We start from the raw sequence: 19,412 nt of genomic DNA, 5'->3' as shown, positions 1-19,412 counted from the left end.
ATAATGTGAGCCAAAGGTCCTTGACGCAACTGTTGATCAGCCAAAAGACGGCACTAGTGGCGCGCCGTTTTACAGCGCGCGCCGCCCGTCTCTTCAAATCCGCCGGCTATACGAACGCCCAAAGAGCTCCTCTTCGCGTCCTGAAGACCGCGCCCGACGGCATGACCCAGGCGGAGCTCGCCGCCAGTCTTCAAATCTCGGAACCGACCCTGTCGCGTCGCGTCGCGCGTCTGCTGGCCGACGGGCTGATTTCCAAACAGCGTCGACCCGGCGACGGCCGGGCCAATACGATCAAGCTGGAGCCTCGGGGCTATCAGGCGCTTGAACAGTCCGAAGCCATGGCGGCGCGGGATCGCGACATCCTGTTCCAGGGCCTCTCTCAGGAAGAGCTGGACATCGCCTTGAAGGTCTTGAGCCTGCTGGCCGCGCGCATCGCCGCACCTCTGAACGGCGCGCTGAACGAGGATGCGCAACCGGACGAGGAGGAGGACGCGGACGGGGACGCCTGATCGGCGATCAGGCCCGCCCGCCCTGGGCTGACAGCCGGCCGGCGTCCACGCCCATGCGGGCCAGGGCGCGGATCCATTTGGTCTGGTGATCGCTGTCGAAGATCAGGTCCAGGTCCGCTTCCGTGGTCAGCCAGACGTTATCGGCCAGTTCGTCTTCCAACTGCCCCTCGCCCCAGCCGGCGTAGCCGAGCAGCAAGGTGGCGTGGCGCGGTCCCATGACCGTGTCGGTCATCGCCGCCAGGGCCTCGCGCGTCCCCGTCATGGCCAGGCCGTCGCCGAAGGGCAGGGTGTCGTCCCCCACGCTCCAGTCGTCGGTGTGCAGGACGAAGCCGCGTTCGCGCTCGACCGGCCCGCCCATCAGAACCGGACGGCCCACGGACTGTTCCGGCGCGGGCGTGTCCAGCTTGTCCAGCACCGCCTTCAGATCGATTCCCTGGGCGGGCCGGTCGAGCCTCAGACCCATGGCGTGGTCCGGCCCATGGGCGCAGATCAGAATTACGGCGTGTTCGAACCGGGGATCGCCGATGCCGGGCATGGCGACCAGAAGACGGCCCGTCAGGGAGGAGGCGTCGGTCATGGTTTCCATAATCGGGGCTGAATGGGCCCGGCGCAAGCGCGCTGCGCTTGTCTTGGCGGCGTCGGCCGCTATCTGTCGCAGGCGCACCCAAGCCAACCCGCGCGGAGAGATTCCATGACCATCCAGATCGGCGACCGCATTCCCGAGGCGACCTTCGCCCAGGCCACGGCGGAAGGCCCCAAGCCCGTCAACACCGCCGACGTCTTCGCCGGCAAGACCGTGGCGCTGTTCGCCGTCCCCGGCGCCTTCACCCCCACCTGCTCGGCCCGTCACCTGCCGGGCTTCAAGGACAATCTGGACGCCTTCAAGGGCAAGGGCGTCGACGTCGTCGCCTGCCTCTCCGTCAACGACGCCTTTGTGATGAAGGCCTGGGCCGAGAGCCAGGGCGTGGAAGACGGCTCGATCGTCATGCTGGCGGACGGCAACGGCGAACTGACCCGCGCGCTCGGCCTGGTGCTCGACGGCTCGGGCTTCGGCCTGGGCGAGCGGTCGCAACGCTATTCGATGCTGGTCAAGGACGGCGTCGTGACCGAGCTGAACGTCGAACAGGGCGGCGAGTTCAAGGTCTCCTCGGCCGAGCATCTGCTGGCCCAACTCTGATCGGGATCGGGCCGCGCCGACGCCTCGCATTTTGAGCGCGGCCCAACACGCATGACGACGGACGTCTTCAGCCCCGAGAAGCGCAGCGCGGTGATGCGCCGCGTCAAGGGGCGGGACACCTCGCCCGAACTGGCCGTGCGCAGGGTGCTGCGCGCGGCCGGGATCGGCTATCGGCTAGGCGGCCAGGGGCTGGCGGGACGGCCGGATCTGACAATGAAAGGGCGGCGGGTCGCCGTCTTCGTCCACGGCTGCTTCTGGCACGGCCATGACTGTCCGCGAGGATCGCGCAAGCCCAAGGCCAACGCCGACTACTGGGGCGGCAAGATCGCCCGCAACCGCGCCAGAGACGCGCGATCGGCCGAGACCCTGACGGCCGACGGCTGGCGGGTGGTGATCGTATGGGAGTGTGACCTGCGCACACCCGATTTCGCCGCTCGGCTGGTCGCCGAGATCAAGGGTCAGGCCGCGTCGACGTCTGAGGTCGAAGGCTGAGGCGTTGCAGCGCCTGCGTCCTGGGCCGCGTCGTCCAACACATGCTGTAGCGCTGCGAACAGGGCCGGCGGCGTCAGGGGCTTGGAGACGAAATAGGCCATGCCGGCGGCTTGGCAGGCGGCGATGTCTTCCGGCGCGGAATCCGCCGTCACGGCCACAACGGGTGTTCGGGCGTTCGGACCGTCGCCGGCGCGCAGCCGGCGGGTGGTCTCGCGCCCATCAAGCTCGGGCATGCGCACGTCCATGAAGATGACGTCGAAGACGACTTCGGCGCAGCGTTGCAAGGCGATCACCCCGTCGGAGGCGGTGACGATGTCGCAGCCCAGGGGCTCGAGGATCAGCTGAACCGCGCGACGGTTGATGTCGTGGTCATCGACCACCAGCAGCTTCAACGGACGGTCGGCCTCTTCGGACGGGGGCGGCGCGGCCGGCGTCTCGACGGGCGGCGTCTCGGCGGCCGGCGCTGGGACGTCTTCGGCAGGGGGCGCAATAGGCGGAGCGGCAAGGGGCAGGGCCAGCGCGTCGGGGCGGGCCGTCAGCCCCCGGGCCGCTGGAGCCGTTCGCTCCGTCGCCCGGCCGGCCGGCAGGAACAGAGACACGGTGAAGCGCGCGCCCTGGCCGGGGGCGCTGCGCGCCGTCAGCCGTCCCCCCATCAACTCGGTCAGATCCCGGCTGATGGACAGGCCCAGGCCCGAGCCGCCGAACTGGGCGCCGACGCCTTCGGCCGTCTGATCGAAGGGGTTGAAGAGGCGCTCCATCTGCTCGGCGGTCAGGCCCGGACCCGTATCGGCGACTTCGAACAGAAGGGCATAGCCGGACGGCTCTTCCGGCCAGGCCTCAAGGCGCAGGGTGATCTGTCCCTCGGCGGTGAACTTGACCGCATTGGACATCAGATTGTTCAGCACCTGACGGATCCGCATGGGATCGCCCTTGACGTCGCGCGGCATCTGGGCGGCGCCCTCGACCCGCAAGGTCAGGCCCTTGGCCTCGATCGGTCCGCGCCACAGACGCAGGGTCTGGGCCAGCATGGCGCGCAGATCGAAATCCACCACCTCGACCTTCATCCGGCCGGCGCCGATGCGGGTGTGGTCCAAAAGATCGTCCAGCAGGGCCTTCATCATGAGGCCCGCGTCGGTGATCAGGGCGGTGTTGGCGCGAGAAGCGGCGTCGGCCGCCTGAAGCTCGGCCGCGCCGGTCAGGATGGCGCCGATCGGGGTGCGCAGATCATGGCCGATCGCCGCCAGGAAGGCGGTATGGGCCGCCAGATTCTGTTCGGCCTGCCGCCGCAGCCGATCCGCCTCGTCGCGCGCCCGCTGGCGCTTTTCGGCCGTCTCGCTGATGATTTGCCAACTGAGCACGGTGAAGATGACGAACATCACCACGGCCGCAGAGGCGGTCATGATGACCGAGACGCCGGCCCCGAAATGGGCGGCGAAGAACGGCGTGGACAGCAGATACAGCATCGGTGGCGAAAGGGTCGCAGCCAGAAGCATCTTGGATCGGGGCGCGTTGATCATCGAAAACAGCATCTGCGCCGGCAGCATCAGGGCCGCGCACAGGCCGCCCATTGCGCCGCCCATCAGCCACATGGGAATGGACAGGCCGCCGAAGGTCGCGGCGCTGATCAGGATCGCGGCGCAGGTCGGGATTTTCCGTAGGCGAGCGTCGGGCGCGCGTGAAGCCATGCGCAGGACCGCCCATTCCACCGTCTGGGCCAGGCCGTAGATCAGCAGCCAGAGCAGCGAGAGCCGCCAACCCAGCATCGGCGTCACGACCAGGGCGGTCGCCGCCGCCGTCGCCAGCCGTTGCGCCGCCTGCTTGGCGCGGAAGCGAGACGCCACAGTCCAGCCACTCACAGCCGTTGGGACCATGTTCGTCTGTTGCATTCCGCTTCCCATCGGCGCGAACGGTCTTCGTTCGTCGGGCCACAGGATGCGCAGATCGAAACTAACGCTCCGTCAACGGCCCGATCCCACGGCGGCGGAAACGGTGGAAAACCCGTCGGCGCGCAGGCGGGCGGCCAGGTCGCGTTTGATCGCGCCGACCAATCCCGGTCCCTGATAGATCAGGGCGGAATAGATCTGCACCGCCGAGGCCCCCAGGCGAAGGCGAGCATAGGCTTCGGCCCCGCTGTCGATCCCGCCGACGGCGATCAGCGGCAGACGGCCTTGCGCCGCCTCGGCCGCCGCCCGCAGCGCCCTTTCGGCGAAGGGACGCAAGGGAAGACCCGACAGGCCGCCGCTCTCTCCGGCCTGGGGCGAGCTTAGGGTTTCGGGGCGTTCCAGGGTGGTGTTGGAGACGATCAGCCCGTCGATCCGATGGGCCAGGGCGGCCTCGACGATCATGCCGATCTCGCCTGCGACCAGGTCCGGCGCGATCTTCAGAAAGACCGGCGCGCGGTCGGACCGGGCCGTCGGCCGGGCCGCCTCGATCCGACCCAGCAGATCGTCCAGCTGGTCCCGCCCCTGCAAGGCGCGCAGGCCGGGCGTATTGGGCGAGGAGATATTGACCGTGAAATAGGCGGCCCGGCCCGCGAGGCGCTGAAGCCCGGCGACATAGTCGGCCGCCTTGTCCTCCGTATCCTTGTTGGCGCCCAGATTGGCGCCGACGACGACGCCCTGGGGGCGTCGCTCAAGCCGGGCGGCGAAGGCGTCCAGCCCGGCGTTGTTGAAGCCCATGCGATTGATGATCGCCTGGTCTTCCTGCAGTCGGAACAGCCGCGGCCGGGGATTGCCGGGCTGGGGCCGTGGCGTGACCGAGCCGCATTCCACAAAGCCGAAGCCAAGCCGCGACAGGCCGCCCAGCGCCTCCCCGTTCTTGTCCAATCCCGCCGCCAGGCCGATCGGATTGGGCAGGTCGAGGCCGGCGATTGTCGTGTGCAGGATCGGATCATCGACCGGGGCGGCGGGCAGGGGCGCCAGGGCCAGACCCTGGATCGCCAGCCGGTGCGCGGTTTCCGGGTCCAGACGGCGCAGGCCGGCCGCCAAGCCGTCGAACAGGTTCATGCCGCATCCTCGAACCGCATGGCCCCGTCCTCGGCTACGGCGAAGGGGCGGCTGGCGGTGACGGCGGCGACGGGCAGGGGGGCGTAGAGATGGGGAAACAGGGCGCCGCCGCGCGACGGCTCCCACACCAGGGCTTCGTCGAGCAGCGCCAGATCGATCGTCAGCAGCATCAGATCGGCCTGACCGGCGTAGTGGCGGCGCGCGGTCTCGGCCAGTTGATCGGCCGTCGACATATGGATGTAGCCGTCGGCCAGATCGACGACGGAGCCTTGGTAGCGACCTTCCGCCACCATGCGGCGCCAGTCGTTCGACGACAGGATCTTGTAGGCGACGGACGTCATGCCGCCCCGCCCAGGGTGCGCGGGGTCAGAAAGCCTTCGTAGGTGCAGCGCCCGGCCGCATCGACGGTGAACAGGGCCGCCGCCCCGGTCGGAAAACCCCCGGCCAGGCGATCGAGAATGGCGGGCGAGGCCGCGCTTTCCGACAGATAGTCGCCGGCCAGCGCATGGACCCCCGGATTGTGGGCCAGAACCAGCAGACAGCCGGCCTCTTCCTCGCTGGCCTCGACGAAGCCGCGCAGGACGTCGGCGGGGGCGTTGTACAGGCGCGGCTCGTCGCGCACCTCCACATCGCCGAAGGCGTCATGCATCTGCTCCCAGGTCTGGCGGGTGCGGACCGCCGAGGATACCAGGGCCAGATCGGGCTTCAGCCCGCGCTCAGCCAGGGCCCGCCCCATCAGCAGGGCTTCGTTGCGTCCGACGGCGGACAGGGGGCGGGCTTCATCGCCGCCGGACGGGCTGTTCGGCTCGGCCTGGGCGTGCCGCATGAGGATCAGTCGATGCATGGGGCTTCGCCATAAGGCCGTTCGCAGGCGGCGACCAGATGGAACGACGTCAACTCCCCGTCAGAAGCGATCAGCCGAGCGGCCCGTCGTGCGAGACGGAGGCGGCAGGCTGAGGCGCAAGCGCCGCCTTGGCCGGGACGCGCTGGGCCTTGCCGCTGGGGCGGATGCGGGCGTAGGCCTGACGCGACGCCTCCAGCAGGATCAGACCGGCCGCGCCAGGCGCGATCCGACGGCCGACCTGTTCGAAACCGTCGGCCAGGGGCAGAAGGGGCGACCAGGGTGGGACATAGAGGGTCTGGGACCAGGCCGTCGGCTCCAGCCCCGCCTCGCGCACCAGCCGTTCCAGCTGGCCCCGCGTGAACGGCCGGCCGTGGCCGAAGGGGGTGTTTTCAGCGCGGGACCAGAGCCCGCCCCGCGCGGCGGCGGCCAGGATGATGCGGCCGGTTGGGGCCAGGGCGCGCACCGCCTCCAGCAGCAGGGCCGTCGGGTCGTCGGCCTCTTCCAGGGCGTGGACCAGCAGGATGCGGTCAAAGGCGCCGGCGGCGAAAGGCAGGCGGCGGTCATCGACCAGCAGGCTGCGGTTGCGGCCGACGCTGGGCCAGTGTTCGACCCCCTGGCCGCCGGGCATGGCCGCCACGACTCGTCGCGCCCCGATGAAGGCGTCCAGCCAGGGGGTGGCGTAGCCCAGGCCCAGAACGTCGCAGCCTGTCGCCTCGCCCCAGGCGTCCTCCAGCCGACGCGCCAGCAGTCGACGAGCCAGGGCGCCGGTCGGCTCGCCGTAGAAGGTTCGAAGCTCGTCGATGCTGCGCCGCATGTCGCCACCATAGGCCGCCGGGGTCCGTCCTGCTAGAACGTCGCCATGACCCTGGACGTTCATCTGTTCCCGTGCCGCAGCGACAACTACGGCTTTCTGATCCGCGATCGGGCGACGGGAACCGTCGCGGCGGTCGATACGCCGGACGCGGCGCGCATCCTGCAAGAGCTGGACGGCCTGGGCTGGGGGCGGCTGGACCTGATCCTGAACACCCACTGGCATCCCGATCACACAGAAGGCAACGAAAGGCTGAAGGCCGAGACGGGCTGCGAGATCGTGGGGCCGCAGGAGGTGGCGCGCGTGGCGCCGCTGGACCGCGTCGTCGGCGATGGGGACACGATCGCGGTGGGCGAGACACGGTTCGAGGTCACGGGTACGCCGGGCCACACCCTGGGCCACGTCGTCTATCGGTCGGTGGAGGCGGGGGCGGCCTTCGTCGGCGACACACTCTTCGCCTTGGGTTGCGGCCGCCTGTTCGAGGGGACGCCCGAACAGATGTGGGCCAGCCTTCAGACCCTGGCGGCCTGGCCGCCGGAGACGGTGATCTGGTGCGCCCATGAATATACGGCCGCCAATGCGCGCTTCACCCTGAGCCTGGACCCCCGGCCCGAGACGGCCGCCCACGCCGAGGCGATCTTTGAGGCGCGGGCGCGGGGCGAGGCGACCGTGCCCACGACCCTCGAGACGGAACTGCGGTTCAACCCCTTCCTGCGGGCGGGTGACGCAGAGCAGTTCGCCGCGCGTCGGGCGGCCAAGGACGGCTTCAGCGGCTGAGGACGTCGTCCGCCACCAGGCGCACGATCCGCGCCGAGGACGGGCGGCCCGCGACGCCGGCGCGCGGCTCGATCACGATCCGCAGGGTGCCGCGGCTGAAGGCCGTCTGGCTGGTGCGGCCCTGATCGACGATTTCGATCCGCCGGATGCGGTTGGCTTCGGACCGTAGATTGGGCGAGCGGGCCATGCGGACGATGGCGTCCACGGCGGTGGACAGGGCGTCGGCGGCCACCGCCTCGGACCCCGGCTGGATATCGACATCGACCACGACCAGGCGCCCCAGAGCCCGGCTGGCGCGGTCGCTCTGGCGGACGATGTAGTTCCACAGCTGAACGGCGGTCAGGCCGGGCGCCAGAAGGGGCGCGGCCTCGCCGTTGCGCGACACCGGCGAGCCTTGCGGCGCGGCGGTGGTGTAGAGGGTCATGCCGCCGTCGGGCGTGACCCGCAGGATCTGATCGCCGTTGTCGTTGCGATAGATGATGTCGCCGCGCGGCGCGGCGGTCGGACGCAGCACCCAGATCTCGGTCGACTGCTCGAACCGCATCAGGGGCCGGGCGCCCGTCACATCCAGCACGAAGGCTTGACCCGTGCCGGAGACGTAGCGGGCCGACGGGGGCAGGTTGCGGCGCGACTGGGCGTGGCAGTCGGCCGGCAGGACGGCCGGGGCGGCGACGGACAGGCCAAGGGCGACGACGGCGGCAAGCGCCGTCGCAGTCCCGCGCGGCGATTTTTTCGCCCAGGCCGATCCCGTCAACATCATGAGACTATGGATGAAACCGTCACGCGGCGGATTTTGGGCGAAGCCCGTTCACCCGACCAGGTATTGGCCGCCGTTCAGCGACAGGGTGCAGCCTGTGACATATCCAGCACGCTCGCCCACCAGCCAGGAGACCATGTCGGCGATCTCCTCGCCCTTGCCCAGGCGGCCAACGGGAATCTGCGACACGATCGATTCCAGAACCTTGGGGTCCATGGCGCCGACCATTTCGGTGTCGATATAGCCGGGGGCGATGCAGTTGACGGTCACGCCCTTCCTGGCGTTTTCCAGCGCCAGGGCCTTGGTGAAGCCGATCATTCCGGCCTTGGCGGCGGAATAGTTGGTCTGGCCGATCTGACCTTTCTGACCGTTGATCGAGGAGATGTTGACGATCCGGCCGTGGCCCCGGTCGCGCATGCCGTTGATGACCTGGCGCGTCATGTTGAAGACGCTGTCCATATTCACCCGGATCACGTCGGACCACTGGTCGTGGCTCATCTTGTGGAAGAAGCCGTCGCGGGTGATGCCGGCGTTGTTGACCAGGATGTCGATCGGACCCAGTTCGGCCTCGACCTCGCTGACAGCGCGGGCGCAGTCCTCGAAACTGCCGACATTGCCCTTGACCACCATGACGCCCAAGGCGCGGGCGGTGGCCTGGGCCGCCTCGTCATTGCCGGAATAGCCGGCGGCCACCCTTATGCCGTCCTCGCTGAGGCGTTGAACGATCGCCTTGCCTATGCCCCGGGTTCCGCCGGTCACCAATGCTACGCGCGCCATCCGTCCGTCCTTGTTTCCTCGCGTCCGTCTGCTGCGGACTGTCGCTCAAGGTGTAGCCGCGCAGGGGTTGCGGATCAAAGGCCGATTTCCCCTGCGGCGCCTTTACGTCTGTTCAGGCGCGTCAGGCCGCCATCTTCGCCATGTCGATGACGAACCGATAGCGGACGTCGGACTTCAGCATCCGCTCATAGGCGTCATTGATCTGGTCCGGGGCGATGGTCTCGATGTCGCAGACGATGCCGTGTTCGGCGCAGAAGTTCAGCATCTCCTGGGTCTCGGCCATGCCGCCGATCAGAGAGCCGGCGATCCGCCGCCGACGCCACAGCAGGGGCACGGCGAACACCGGCAGGCCCTCGGTGGTCAGCCCCAGCATGACCATGGTCCCGTCGCGGGCCAGAAGCTGGGTGTGGGCGGCGATCTCGTGGGTCGCCGAGACGGTGTTGATGATGAGGTCGAAGCTTTCGGCCGCCGCCTTCATCGCCGCCTTGTCGCTGCTGATCAGGAAATGTTCGGCGCCCATCCGCTCCGCATCGGCCTTCTTGCGGTCAGAGGTGGACAGGACCGTGACCTCGGCGCCCATGGCGGCGGCCAGCTTGACCGCCATATGGCCCAGTCCGCCCAGGCCGATGACCGCCACCTTGGAGCCCGGTCCGACCTTCCATTCCTTCAGCGGCGAATAGGTCGTCACGCCGGCGCACAGCAGGGGGGCGGCGACGTCCAGCGGCAGGCTGTCGGGAATGGTGACGACAAAGTGCTGATCCACCGTGATATGGTCGGAATAGCCGCCCTGGGTGATGGTCTCGGCCGTGCCGCCCTTCCTGTCCTTGCCGCCATAGGTGCCCGTGAAACCGGGCACGCAATATTGCTCAAGCCCCTCCCGGCAGGATGAACATTCGCGGCAGCTGTCGACCATGCAGCCGACGCCGACGCGGTCGCCTTCCTTGAAACGGACGACGCTGGAGCCGACGGCCTTGACCACGCCGGCGATCTCGTGGCCCGGCACCAGGGGATAGGATGCGGGTCCGGTCTCGCTGCGGGCCATGTGCAGGTCCGAATGGCAGATGCCGCAGTATTTGATCTCGATCAGCACATCGTCCGGGCCGGGATCGCGCCGCTCGAAGCTGTAGGGGACCAGGGGCTTGTCGGCGGCGGTCGCGGCGAAGGCGCGGGTGGCGATCGGCATGGAGAGTCCTTCAGGCTTTGGGGCGTGGCCGACAGATGCGCACCGCCGGCGCCGCCCGCAAGGCCGGCCCTATTTGAGCTGGGCGATCAGAGCCATGGCCGCCGCCGGATTGCGCGCCTTGGCCCCCGAGATGAAATAGGCGAAGACCTCGCCGTCCTCGGCCCAGGCGCGGACCTGGTCGGCGACGGCGGACAGTTCGTCGGCGGTCATGCCGGTCGGTTCGTCCTGGCGGCTGGACATCAGCCGGGCATAGGAGAAGTCGGCGGTCGCCTCGTCGATCTGGGGCCAGGTCGGCTCTTCGTCATCGACGGCGTAGACGATGGCGACGCCGTATTTGCGGGCCAGGTCATAGAACTGTTCGGTGGCGAAGGTCGGGTTGCGGACCTCCAGGGCGTGGCGCAGGCGGACCCCGTCCTTCTCGGGCGGCAGCAGCTTCAAGAAACCCTCGAAGTCCTCAGGATCGAACTTCTTCGTGCCCATGAACTGCCAGTTGATCGGCCCCAGCCTGTCGCCCAGTTCGGTCAGGCCCTGGGACAGGAACCGGTCGAAGCTCTCGCCGCCTTCGGACAGGACCTTGCGATTGGTGCAGTAGCGGCTGGCCTTGACCGAAAAGACGAAGCCGTCCGGCGTCTCGTCGCGCCACTTCTTCCAGCTGTCGGGTTTGAAGGTCGAATAATAGGTGCCGTTGATCTCGATCGAGGTCAGTTTCGAGGCGGCGTATTCCAGCTCGCGCTTTTGAACCAGGCCCTCTGGATAGAAGACCCCGCGCCAGGGCTCATAGGTCCAGCCGCCTATGCCGATGTGGATGGGGTGGGTCATGGTTCGCTCCCTTCGTCTTTCGATCCGACCTCAGAGCCATCGGATTGCCAATCCTCAAGCGCGTGCCGAATGCGTCGGATAAACACGTCCGCATCGTCGATCCGATAGAGGACGGCATGGCTCTTGTAGAACATCACGTGAGCGTCCGCGCTCAACTCGGGCCGAGCGGCTCCGAGCCGGGGGAAGTCCGTAAGCAAATCCAGTTTCGCGAACAGGCCCTCGATATAGTCATCGGCCTGACGGCTCCCAAACAGTTCCAGACCTTGCAAATAGACCTGCTGCAAGTCCGCCCGCGCCTCGCGGCTCAGGCGAAGCATTAGGAGGCGCGGCGCAACTGGGCGCGCAGTTCCTCAATCACTTCACGCGGAGACTGATCGGAAACGCCAGAGGCGTCGGCCTCTGCGATCAATCTTTGCCAGTGCGCGATCTTTTCCGCCTTGACCTGCTCGCGGCGGATCAGGTCGCGGATGACGTCGGAGGCGTTGGCGTAGCGGCCCGATTGGGCCTGTTCCTCGACCCAGGCCTTCATCGGGTCGGGCAGGGAGATGTTCATCGTAGCCATGGGCGGTCCTTCCCTATCGCGGCAGAGGATGGACCTTTGGCAAACTTTGTCAATTTCCACCCCCAAGGGACGATCGGCCGAAAAAGGGTGTCCGAACTGTCCGATGTGTCCGATTTGTCCCTCAGGACGGGGCCTTACCCCGCTCGCACGTCAGAGGCGGTCGCAGGGGCGGCCATCAAGACCTGAATGCCGCCCAGCAGGGCGGCGGCGGTGACGGGCTTGGAGACGTGCAGATCGGCGCCGGCCGCCAGGGCCTGACGGCGGTGGTCGTCCATGGCGTTGGCGCTGAGCATGATGACGGGAGTGCGCCTGCGGCGGCTCGCCTCCACCCGGCGAATGGCGCGTGTCGCCGTCAGGCCGTCCATTTCCGGCATCTGCATGTCCATCAGCACCAGGTCGAAGTCCTGGCTCTGGAAGGCCTCAAGGGCCTGGAGCCCGTTGTCGACCGTGACGATCTGCATGTCGTGCGCGCCCAGGATCAACTGGACGACCCGCTGGTTGACGGGGTGATCTTCGGCCAGAAGCACGCGGAGCGCGGGCAGGGGCGCGGCGATCTGCGTCGCCCGGCCGCGTGTCTGGACATCGTAATCACCCAGGCTGCTGACGCGCGGCAACGGAATTTCGACCGTGAACCGGCTGCCGACGCCCGGTGTCGAGGCGGCTCTGATGCGGCCGCCCATCATCTCCGTCAGGGCGTGGCAGATCGACAGACCGAGACCGGTCCCGCCGAAGCGACGGGTGACGGTGCTGTCGGCCTGAGTGAACCGCTCGAACAGGCGCGCGCCCTGGTCGCAGGAAAAGCCCACCCCCGTATCCTGCACCGTCAGGCTCAGCACGGTCAGGCCATCGGAGTCTTCGCACACCCGGACGTCCACTTGGACGCCGCCGTGCTGGGTGAACTTGACCGCATTGGACAGGAGATTGTCCAGGATCTGGCGGATTCGCAGACTGTCGCCGACGAAGACGCCGCGGGCGTCGGCGTCGCGCCGCACCTCCAGGGTCAGGCCCTTGGCCTCGGCCCGCAGCCGCGCCACGTCCAGGCTGGCCTCCAGCGCCTCGTCCAGGTCGAAGGGGCGGGTCTCCAGGTTCAACTGGCCGGCCTCGATCTTGGATACGTCCAGAATGTCCGAGACCAGGCGCTCCAGCGTTACGCCCGAACTCGCGATCAAGGCGACCATCTCGGCCTGTTCTGGGCTGAGGTCGGTCTTCGACAGGGCGTCGACGATTCCGATGACGCCGTTCAAGGGCGTGCGGATTTCATGGCTCATATTGGCCAGGAAGTCGGATTTGGCCTGGTTAGCGGCTTCCGCTGCGGCCTTGGCCTCCATCAGGGCGCGCTCAGCCGCGACCTTCTGGGTGACGTCGCGCGCGACGCCGAAGATCCGGTTCCCCAACCGCTGGGCGCGCCATTCCAGGGTGACGTAGCGGCCGTCCCGGTGGCGATACCGGTTGATCTGGCCCAGGACGGGATCGCCCGGCCGACGGTTGACGACCTCGGCCATGGCCTGGCGCGTCGCCTCCTGATCGTCGGGATGGATCAGGCTGGGCAGGAGGCGGCCCACCAACGCCTCGGGACGATAGCCGAGCACGGTGAACCAGGAGGCGCTGGCCTTGAGCACGGGCCCGTTGATGTCGCGCACCACCAGCAGATCCAGCGAGACGTCGAAGAAGGTGTCGAGATCCAGCTCCGGCGCCCTGCGAGGGGCGTCAAAGGGCGCGGCAGGCGTGAGCGAGTCTGCGATCGAGCGGCTGGTCATTGTTCGGCTTACCCGTATGGGACACGCCGTACAGCTTGCGGGTTAAGGACGCCTTTTCATCAATAGGCGAAATCGGCGTAAATCCGCTTCACATCGCCGCCCCAGGGGCCGTGGTACAGGTCCAGCAGCCGCTCGGCGGGGGTGATCCCGCTGTCGGCGATGTCCTCCAGTTCGGACAGATAGCCGCGCTCGTCCACCATGCCGCCCGAAAAGCGCGCCCGGTTCTTCAGACCCTGTTTGGCGATATTGACCAGGTCCACGGCGATGTCGCGCACGCTGCGGCCCGCAACTTCGGCCTTCAGGCCCAGGCGGGTCACGTCGCGGCGCAGGCGCTCGTGGTCGGCGATGTCCCAGTCCTTGACCAGGTCCCAGGCGGCCGCCAGCGACGGCGCGTCGTACAGGACGCCGGCCCAGAGGGCGGGCAGGGCGCAGATCCGGCTCCACGGGCCGCCGTCGGCGCCGCGCATCTCCAGATAGGCCTTCAGCCGCACCTCGGGGAAGAGGGTGGTCAGGTGGTCGTTCCAATCCTTGATGGTCGGATAGTCGCCGGGCAGGGCGGGCAGCTTGCCGGCCTGGAAATCGCGGAACGACTGGCCCGAGGCGTCGACGTATCGACCGTCGCGCTTGGCGAAATACATCGGGGTGTCCAGCGCATAGTCGGCGTAGCGCTCGAAACCGAAGCCGTCTTCGAAGACGAAGCCCAGCATGCCCGTTCGATCCGGGTCGGTGTCGGTCCAGACATTGGCGCGGGCCGACAGGAAGCCGTTGGGCCGGCCTTCGGTGAAGGGGCTGTTGGCGAACAGGGCCGTGGCGATCGGCTGAAGCGCCAGGGAGGTGCGGAACTTCAGCACCATGTCGGCTTCGGAATCGAAGTCCAGATTGGCCTGGATGGTGCAGGTGCGCAGCATCATGTCCAGGCCCAGCGACCCCACCTTGGGCATATAGGCGCGCATGATGTCATAGCGGCCCTTGGGCATGACCGGCGTCTGCTCGCGGGTCCACAAAGGGTCGAAGCCGGCGCCCAGGAAGCCGACGCCCAGCTGGTCGGCCACCTGTTTGACCTCCATCAGATGCTGGCCGGTCTCATTGCAGATGTCGTGGATGGTCAGGAGCGGCGCGCCCGACAGTTCGAACTGCCCGCCGGGCTCCAGGCTGACCGAGGCGACGAAGCCCTCGTCGTTCTTGCGCTCCAGCCCGATCAGAAAACCGTTCTCCTCGACCGGCGTCCAGCCGAAGCGCTGCAGCCCCTCCAGCATGGCCTTGATGCCGTTCGGGCCGTCATAGGCGGGGCGGGCCAGGGTGGTCTTGTCGAAGCCGAACTTTTCGTGCTCGGCGCCGATGCGCCACTGGTCCTTGGGCTTGATCCCCTTGGACATGGCCTCGATCAGGGCGGTCCGGCTCAGCGGCGCGTTGTCGGTCATGCGTCAGTCCCCTTCGGCGCATCAGCGACCGTCTGTCGCGGCTAGATGGGCGAGGTTGAGGCAAGGCTCAAGGGGGCGGCGCTTATTCGCAGGCCTTCCCCCTCCACCGCTTCGCGGAATGGGGGTGTTGGAGATCCTCCCCCTCTGGGGGAGGTGGCTCGGAGCGCAGCGGAGAGACGGAGGGGGCGCTGCGGCGTCGCGCCCCCTCCACCCCCGCGCAAGGGCGCGGCGGTCCCCCTCCCCCAAGGGGGGAGGAATGGGGGAGGAATGGCGTCTCTCAGCGGTCCCAATCCCCGACCGCCGCCTGCCACAGGGTCATGGCGGCGATGGCGGCGGTGTCGGCCCGCAGGATGCGGGGGCCGAGCGAAACGGCGGTGGTGAAGGGCAGGGCGCGGAGCCGTTCGCCCTCCTCGGGCGAAAAGCCGCCTTCGGGGCCGATCAGAATGGACCATTTGGCGGCCGGAGGAGACGCCTGGGTCAGCGCTCGGATCGCCGGCGCCCCGCCGGTTTCGTCGCAGAACATCAGCCGCCGCCCGGCCTCCCAATCGGTCAAGAGGGCGTCCAGCTTGATCGGATCGTCGATGCGGGGGACGTCCAAGCGGCCGGTCTGTTCGGCGGCCTCCTCGGCGATGGCGTCCAGCCGGTCCAGACGGATGCGGTCCGCATTGGTGCGTTTCGTCAGCACCAGCCGCACCCGGCGGGCGCCCAGTTCGGCCGCCTTCTCGACGATGGTCTCGACCCGGGCCTTCTTCACCACGGCGACGATCAGCTCCAGATCCGGGCCGAGCGTCTGGGGTCGGGTCTGGGCCTCGGCGCGCAGGATGACGCCCTTCTTCAGCACCTCGGCGATCAAGGCGCGCCATTCGCCGTCGCGGCCGTTGAAGACCAGCAGTTCGTCGCCCGCCTTCAGCCGCATCACCTGGGTCAGGTAGCGGGACTGGTCCAGGGTCGGGGCGACGGCGGCGCCGGGCGACAGGTCGCCGGTCACATAAAGACGTATCATGGGTCAGGTCTCGATCGCCGCAGGGGCTCAGCTGCTCATCATGTCCTGGGCGAACTCCAGGTCCATCTTCTTCATACGCTTGATCTCGTCGCGCAAGCGAGCCGCCTCTTCGTGCATGGACTCGGTCAGGTTCTCGGCCCTCTTCTTAGTCAGGTGGCGACCGGGGCGCGGCGGCCGGCGCGGCTTGCCGGAGGATGACGAAAGATCAGGGGATAGCTTGGCCGCCGAGATGAAGACCCCCCACGCCCAACTGAACCGCGTCCTCGACCCGGAGGCGTCCTTCCTTCTCCCCTTGCGGGAGAAGGTAGCCCGCAGGGCCGGATGAGGGGTCGGTTCGGCGTGGACCGTCAGGGCTGGTGCAACCCCTCATCCGACCTCCCCTCGGGACAAGCCCGAGGGTCGCCCACCTTCTCCCGCAAGGGAAGAAGGAGTCCCACCTCCACCCCCTCCGGCACGCCCACCGCCCGGCGCCACTCCTGCGGGTGCAGACGCGCCATCTCTGCATCCAGTCGGTAAAGCGGCCTCAGCGCCCCGTCCTCGTCCCAGAACGCCTCGGCCCAGACATACCCCATCTCCACCGCCCGTTCGCGGTCCCGCGCCGCCGCCTCGGGGCCCAGATGGTCGGCGCGCCAGCGATACAGCCACGGAATATGCCAGTGCGGCGCCCGCGTCAGCCGCTCGTCCTTCATCGCCTCGACCAGACATTCCGCCAGCGCCCGCGCTTCTTCCAGACGCGCCTCGAAGGCGTCGCGCCGCCCCTGCACATAGGCGCCCCAGCCCTCGGCCGGCTCCACCGGCCCCGCCTTCGGCTCGGGCCGCGCCCAGCCCTCCGCCTCGCGCCGCTTCCACAGGGCGTGCACCCCCACATCATACCGCCGCGCCACCGACCGCGCGGTCTCCCCAGCCTCCCACGCCTTGCGCACCTCGGCCCAGACGGCGTCGGATCGGATCTTGCGGTGAATGCCCTGGCTCATGCCCCCACGGCCTAAACCCCCGTTACGCCAAACCCGGACGCAACTCTCTCTTCCTTCTCCCCTTGCGGGAGAAGGTGGCCCGCAGGGCCGGATGAGGGGTCGTTCAGCCTGAACTGTCAGAGCCGGTGTAACCCCTCATCCGTCAGCCTTCGGCTGCCACCTTCTCCCGCGAGGGGAGAAGGTGGCCTCAGTCGCGCGTCCGTCTTTCCTCCGTCGCCGCCACAATGGCCGACAGCACTTCTTCCCGCTGGTTCCCGATCATCCCATTCGGAAACCGCAGCACCCGAAACCCCTGTTCGCGCAGCCAGGCGTCCCGCTCGGCGTCCTCGATCCGGTCGTCATGCTGCGGCCCGTCCGCCTCGACGATCAGCCGATGCCTCAGACAGACGAAGTCGACGATATAGCGCCCGATCACCATCTGCCGCCGAAACTTCAGCCCCGCCAGCCGCCGATCCCGCAACAGGCCCCACAGCCGCCGCTCATAATGGACGGGCTCGCGGCGCATCTGTTTGGCGCGGGATTGCAGCCAGTCGTCCATATCCAGATTGTGCGCAAAGCTCGCCGAGATTGCAACTCCTTCCTTCTCCCCCTGCGGGAGAAGGTGGCCCGCAGGGCCGGATGAGGGGTCGGTTCGGCGTGGATCGTCAGGGCCGGTGTAACCCCTCATCCGACCTCGCTGTGCTCGGCCACCTTCTCCCGCAAGGGGAGAAGGGATCGTAATGGCGATGAGGGCCCAGGGCCTGACCCACGCCGCTAGGAGATCAGCCGCGCCCAAATAAACCGTGTCCTCTGCCCTTTAGCAGCGCTGCCGCGCAGGTATATTGGGCGAACACCGGTTCAATTTACAAACAGCTCGAGCTGTTTGCCGCTTATTTCCGCTGCTATTTTCTCTTTAGTACGGGGGCTTCTGAACATCTGATAATGCGCAACTTGTTTAGTTTGATCACAAGCACGAGCGACAATCGAAATTGCATCTATCAAAAGCTTCTCCTCGTCATGGACGGCGGGAAATGGCGCGCTATCTCTAGCAAGTAACAGGCCTGCGGCGAACAAGATGTACCAATGGCCAAAAATAAGATACTGGAGATCTCCACTGCTTTCTATGTGATCTCCAAACTTTGCGCTCACCTCATCTCTCATCGTTTCTATACGATTGTAGAACTTTGTTACCTTAAGCAAATCTTCAATATCTAGTCTATCATTAAATATATGATGGAATCGAGAATCAAATATTGAATCAGATGATGTTCTTGCGCTGTCTGGCTCGCGAAGATAATATGACATGATAATCTGGCCAAGTTTCAGAGCATCGATTCTTTGGTGATCTGGCTTATCGGCATACATGTTTCTCTTTCGTTCGAAATACATATCGCGATCTGCGAATAATTTCTCGAACTTCTTCATTATGGGGTGGTTGGCGCGCAGATCTCGTCCTTGAATACGAGCTTGACTGTTGGTCGCAACGGCCACGCGTTCGGCAATATCGGGTCTTCCTGTCGCATATATTTTTACGGCAACAACAACCTGCTCTAATGAATCGCCGCCTATTTTCGAGGACTCCACAAGTGAATGTGAAGTCTGAGCGCCATTCACAATCTGAAAGTCTTTGATCGTAATTACCGGGTTTGGATGTCCCTTGTTGTATGAGTAATCCTTGCAAGTTATAGTGATGCCGTTGTTGAGATACCAAAACAGATGGCTGTCAGTCTGTGATGTTGCGGTTTCAACTATATGAGAGTTGTAGCCGGAGTTTGATCCTAGGTATACTCTAAGATTATCGTCGAAAATATGCCGCTTGACTGTGCTGCCATCAGCCTCTGTGATAAGTGCAATCAGGGATCGTGCATCAACGCTTGCCACAAGTCCCCTAATGTCGCCGTCAGATCTCTCAAATATCTCCTTAGATATTGCCTGAAGCTGACCGTCTTCCGCATCCTTCCGCGTTCTACTAAGATCTCTTATCAGGTCTGATGCAGCGTACTGTCCATATTTCACCTGTGGGTGCTCGGCCGCAAAGCTAGCAAGGTTCGCCTTTGCTGCGCCTCCTATGCCTGAGTCATTGGAGACGAAGACAAGTTCATAAGAGCAATATGTGCCCGCTTCATGCAGATTCCAAATTCGCTCGATGCCTTCTCTAAGTCTCAGATTACCACATTTCCTTAAGTCATCTGACTTGTTTATCAGCTGTGATATAAAGTTTGTACTCTTAAGTACATCGTCAACGTTAATTGTTTTGCTGGTGCCTTCGATCGATTCCCGAATTTTACATTGAAATATGTATACGGTAACGGCATCATCGTTACCAACAAGATGAATCGCATCAACGCCGCGATCGTCTGGTCCATCAGTGATGAGTTCTTGAAACGCAGTATCTTGGCTGGGGAAGTACTGCTGTAAAGCTAGCCACAATAAGCCCACAGAAGGAGTTTTTAGCTGGTGCTGTGAGGCTACCGTTTTAATGCGAGCGTTTGTGAGGTCCCAGTCCAGCCTCGACATTTGTGGCATGACGATTCCCGATAAGGTTGATCTCCCAACACGTAAGGC

21 protein-coding genes and 1 pseudogene are annotated in these 19,412 nt (G+C 66.1%); 4 read left to right on the top strand and 18 right to left on the bottom strand.

From position 1 onward, the window contains the following. Nucleotides 1-56: 56 nt before the first annotated feature. Nucleotides 57-509 (top strand): MarR family winged helix-turn-helix transcriptional regulator, encoded by a 453-nt coding sequence (locus tag JL11_RS16315; RefSeq protein WP_054766585.1) that lies wholly within the window; start codon nt 57-59, stop codon nt 507-509. Between the two features lie 7 nt (nt 510-516). Here JL11_RS16315 and JL11_RS16310 read toward each other — a convergent pair whose 3' ends face one another. Next, nucleotides 517-1,086 carry a YqgE/AlgH family protein gene (locus tag JL11_RS16310; RefSeq protein WP_054767044.1) on the bottom strand — a complete coding sequence of 190 codons (570 nt, stop codon included), beginning with the start codon at nt 1,084-1,086 and terminating at the stop codon, nt 517-519. 114 nt (nt 1,087-1,200) lie between these two features. Here JL11_RS16310 and JL11_RS16305 point away from each other — a divergent pair, with 114 nt between their 5' ends. Continuing rightward, complete coding sequence (locus JL11_RS16305; RefSeq protein ID WP_054766584.1) at nt 1,201-1,686, top strand: peroxiredoxin; 486 nt, start codon at nt 1,201-1,203, stop codon at nt 1,684-1,686. A gap of 51 nt (nt 1,687-1,737) precedes the next feature. After that, nucleotides 1,738-2,178 carry a very short patch repair endonuclease gene (locus JL11_RS16300; RefSeq protein WP_054766583.1) on the top strand — a complete coding sequence of 147 codons (441 nt, stop codon included), beginning with the start codon at nt 1,738-1,740 and terminating at the stop codon, nt 2,176-2,178. Here JL11_RS16300 and JL11_RS16295 read toward each other — a convergent pair. From JL11_RS16295 to JL11_RS16275, 5 genes are all read right to left on the bottom strand, one after another. Then, a complete protein-coding gene (locus JL11_RS16295; protein ID WP_054766582.1) occupies nt 2,145-4,064 on the bottom strand; it encodes an ATP-binding protein in 1,920 nt (639 codons plus the stop codon). The genes JL11_RS16300 and JL11_RS16295 overlap by 34 nt on opposite strands. A 72-nt stretch (nt 4,065-4,136) precedes the next feature. After that, entirely contained in the window at nt 4,137-5,183 is a 1,047-nt protein-coding gene (locus JL11_RS16290) for a quinone-dependent dihydroorotate dehydrogenase (RefSeq protein WP_054766581.1), read from the bottom strand. Further along, a complete protein-coding gene (locus JL11_RS16285; protein ID WP_054766580.1) occupies nt 5,180-5,524 on the bottom strand; it encodes a DUF952 domain-containing protein in 345 nt (114 codons plus the stop codon). Before JL11_RS16285 ends, JL11_RS16290 begins: the two co-directional genes overlap by 4 nt. Next, nucleotides 5,521-6,027, bottom strand: coding sequence for a SixA phosphatase family protein (locus JL11_RS16280; protein WP_054766579.1), 507 nt, complete (start codon nt 6,025-6,027; stop codon nt 5,521-5,523). The genes JL11_RS16285 and JL11_RS16280 overlap by 4 nt, the downstream gene beginning before the upstream one ends. 70 nt (nt 6,028-6,097) lie before the next feature. Continuing rightward, nucleotides 6,098-6,841 carry a class I SAM-dependent methyltransferase gene (locus JL11_RS16275; protein ID WP_054766578.1) on the bottom strand — a complete coding sequence of 248 codons (744 nt, stop codon included), beginning with the start codon at nt 6,839-6,841 and terminating at the stop codon, nt 6,098-6,100. A gap of 45 nt (nt 6,842-6,886) precedes the next feature. Between JL11_RS16275 and gloB the strand changes: the two genes are divergently transcribed. Continuing rightward, entirely contained in the window at nt 6,887-7,615 is a 729-nt protein-coding gene (gloB, locus tag JL11_RS16270) for a hydroxyacylglutathione hydrolase (protein ID WP_054766577.1), read from the top strand. On the opposite strand, the gene JL11_RS16265 is transcribed toward gloB, so the two are convergent. From JL11_RS16265 to JL11_RS17320, 12 genes and pseudogenes are all read right to left on the bottom strand, one after another. Then, on the bottom strand, nt 7,605-8,375 hold the full coding sequence (locus JL11_RS16265) for a DUF4908 domain-containing protein (RefSeq protein WP_054766576.1): 771 nt from the start codon (nt 8,373-8,375) through the stop codon (nt 7,605-7,607). The two genes, gloB and JL11_RS16265, sit on opposite strands and share 11 nt — an antisense overlap. A 48-nt stretch (nt 8,376-8,423) precedes the next feature. Beyond that, entirely contained in the window at nt 8,424-9,149 is a 726-nt protein-coding gene (phbB, locus tag JL11_RS16260) for an acetoacetyl-CoA reductase (protein ID WP_054766575.1), read from the bottom strand. A gap of 121 nt (nt 9,150-9,270) precedes the next feature. After that, on the bottom strand, nt 9,271-10,332 hold the full coding sequence (locus tag JL11_RS16255; RefSeq protein WP_054766574.1) for an NAD(P)-dependent alcohol dehydrogenase: 1,062 nt from the start codon (nt 10,330-10,332) through the stop codon (nt 9,271-9,273). Between the two features lie 69 nt (nt 10,333-10,401). Next, complete coding sequence (locus tag JL11_RS16250) at nt 10,402-11,151, bottom strand: DUF72 domain-containing protein (RefSeq protein WP_054766573.1); 750 nt, start codon at nt 11,149-11,151, stop codon at nt 10,402-10,404. After that, nucleotides 11,148-11,468: a type II toxin-antitoxin system RelE/ParE family toxin gene (locus JL11_RS16245; RefSeq protein WP_054766572.1), complete on the bottom strand. Its 321-nt coding sequence runs from the start codon at nt 11,466-11,468 to the stop codon at nt 11,148-11,150. Before JL11_RS16245 ends, JL11_RS16250 begins: the two co-directional genes overlap by 4 nt. Continuing rightward, nucleotides 11,468-11,713 carry a type II toxin-antitoxin system ParD family antitoxin gene (locus tag JL11_RS16240; RefSeq protein WP_054766571.1) on the bottom strand — a complete coding sequence of 82 codons (246 nt, stop codon included), beginning with the start codon at nt 11,711-11,713 and terminating at the stop codon, nt 11,468-11,470. The genes JL11_RS16245 and JL11_RS16240 overlap by 1 nt, the downstream gene beginning before the upstream one ends. Before the next feature lie 134 nt (nt 11,714-11,847). Beyond that, entirely contained in the window at nt 11,848-13,470 is a 1,623-nt protein-coding gene (locus tag JL11_RS16235; RefSeq protein ID WP_054766570.1) for an ATP-binding protein, read from the bottom strand. A 59-nt stretch (nt 13,471-13,529) separates the two neighbouring features. Further along, nucleotides 13,530-14,891, bottom strand: a complete 1,362-nt coding sequence (locus JL11_RS16230; protein ID WP_054766569.1) for a glutamate--cysteine ligase — start codon at nt 14,889-14,891, stop codon at nt 13,530-13,532. Nucleotides 14,892-15,168: 277 nt separating this feature from the next. Then, nucleotides 15,169-15,894: a 16S rRNA (uracil(1498)-N(3))-methyltransferase gene (locus tag JL11_RS16225; RefSeq protein WP_054766568.1), complete on the bottom strand. Its 726-nt coding sequence runs from the start codon at nt 15,892-15,894 to the stop codon at nt 15,169-15,171. A 347-nt stretch (nt 15,895-16,241) separates the two neighbouring features. Beyond that, complete coding sequence (locus tag JL11_RS16215; protein WP_054766566.1) at nt 16,242-16,868, bottom strand: hypothetical protein; 627 nt, start codon at nt 16,866-16,868, stop codon at nt 16,242-16,244. Between the two features lie 264 nt (nt 16,869-17,132). Continuing rightward, a pseudogene (locus JL11_RS18275) lies at nt 17,133-17,349 on the bottom strand (DUF559 domain-containing protein); the annotation flags it as partial. A 356-nt stretch (nt 17,350-17,705) separates the two neighbouring features. Beyond that, on the bottom strand, nt 17,706-19,373 hold the full coding sequence (locus JL11_RS17320) for an AIPR family protein (RefSeq protein ID WP_082382739.1): 1,668 nt from the start codon (nt 19,371-19,373) through the stop codon (nt 17,706-17,708). Between the last annotated feature and the right edge of the window lie 39 nt (nt 19,374-19,412).

It is taken from the genome of Brevundimonas sp. DS20, from assembly GCF_001310255.1.
Lineage (GTDB): Bacteria > Pseudomonadota > Alphaproteobacteria > Caulobacterales > Caulobacteraceae > Brevundimonas > Brevundimonas aurantiaca.
This window is presented reverse-complemented; position numbering and strand designations above follow the sequence as displayed.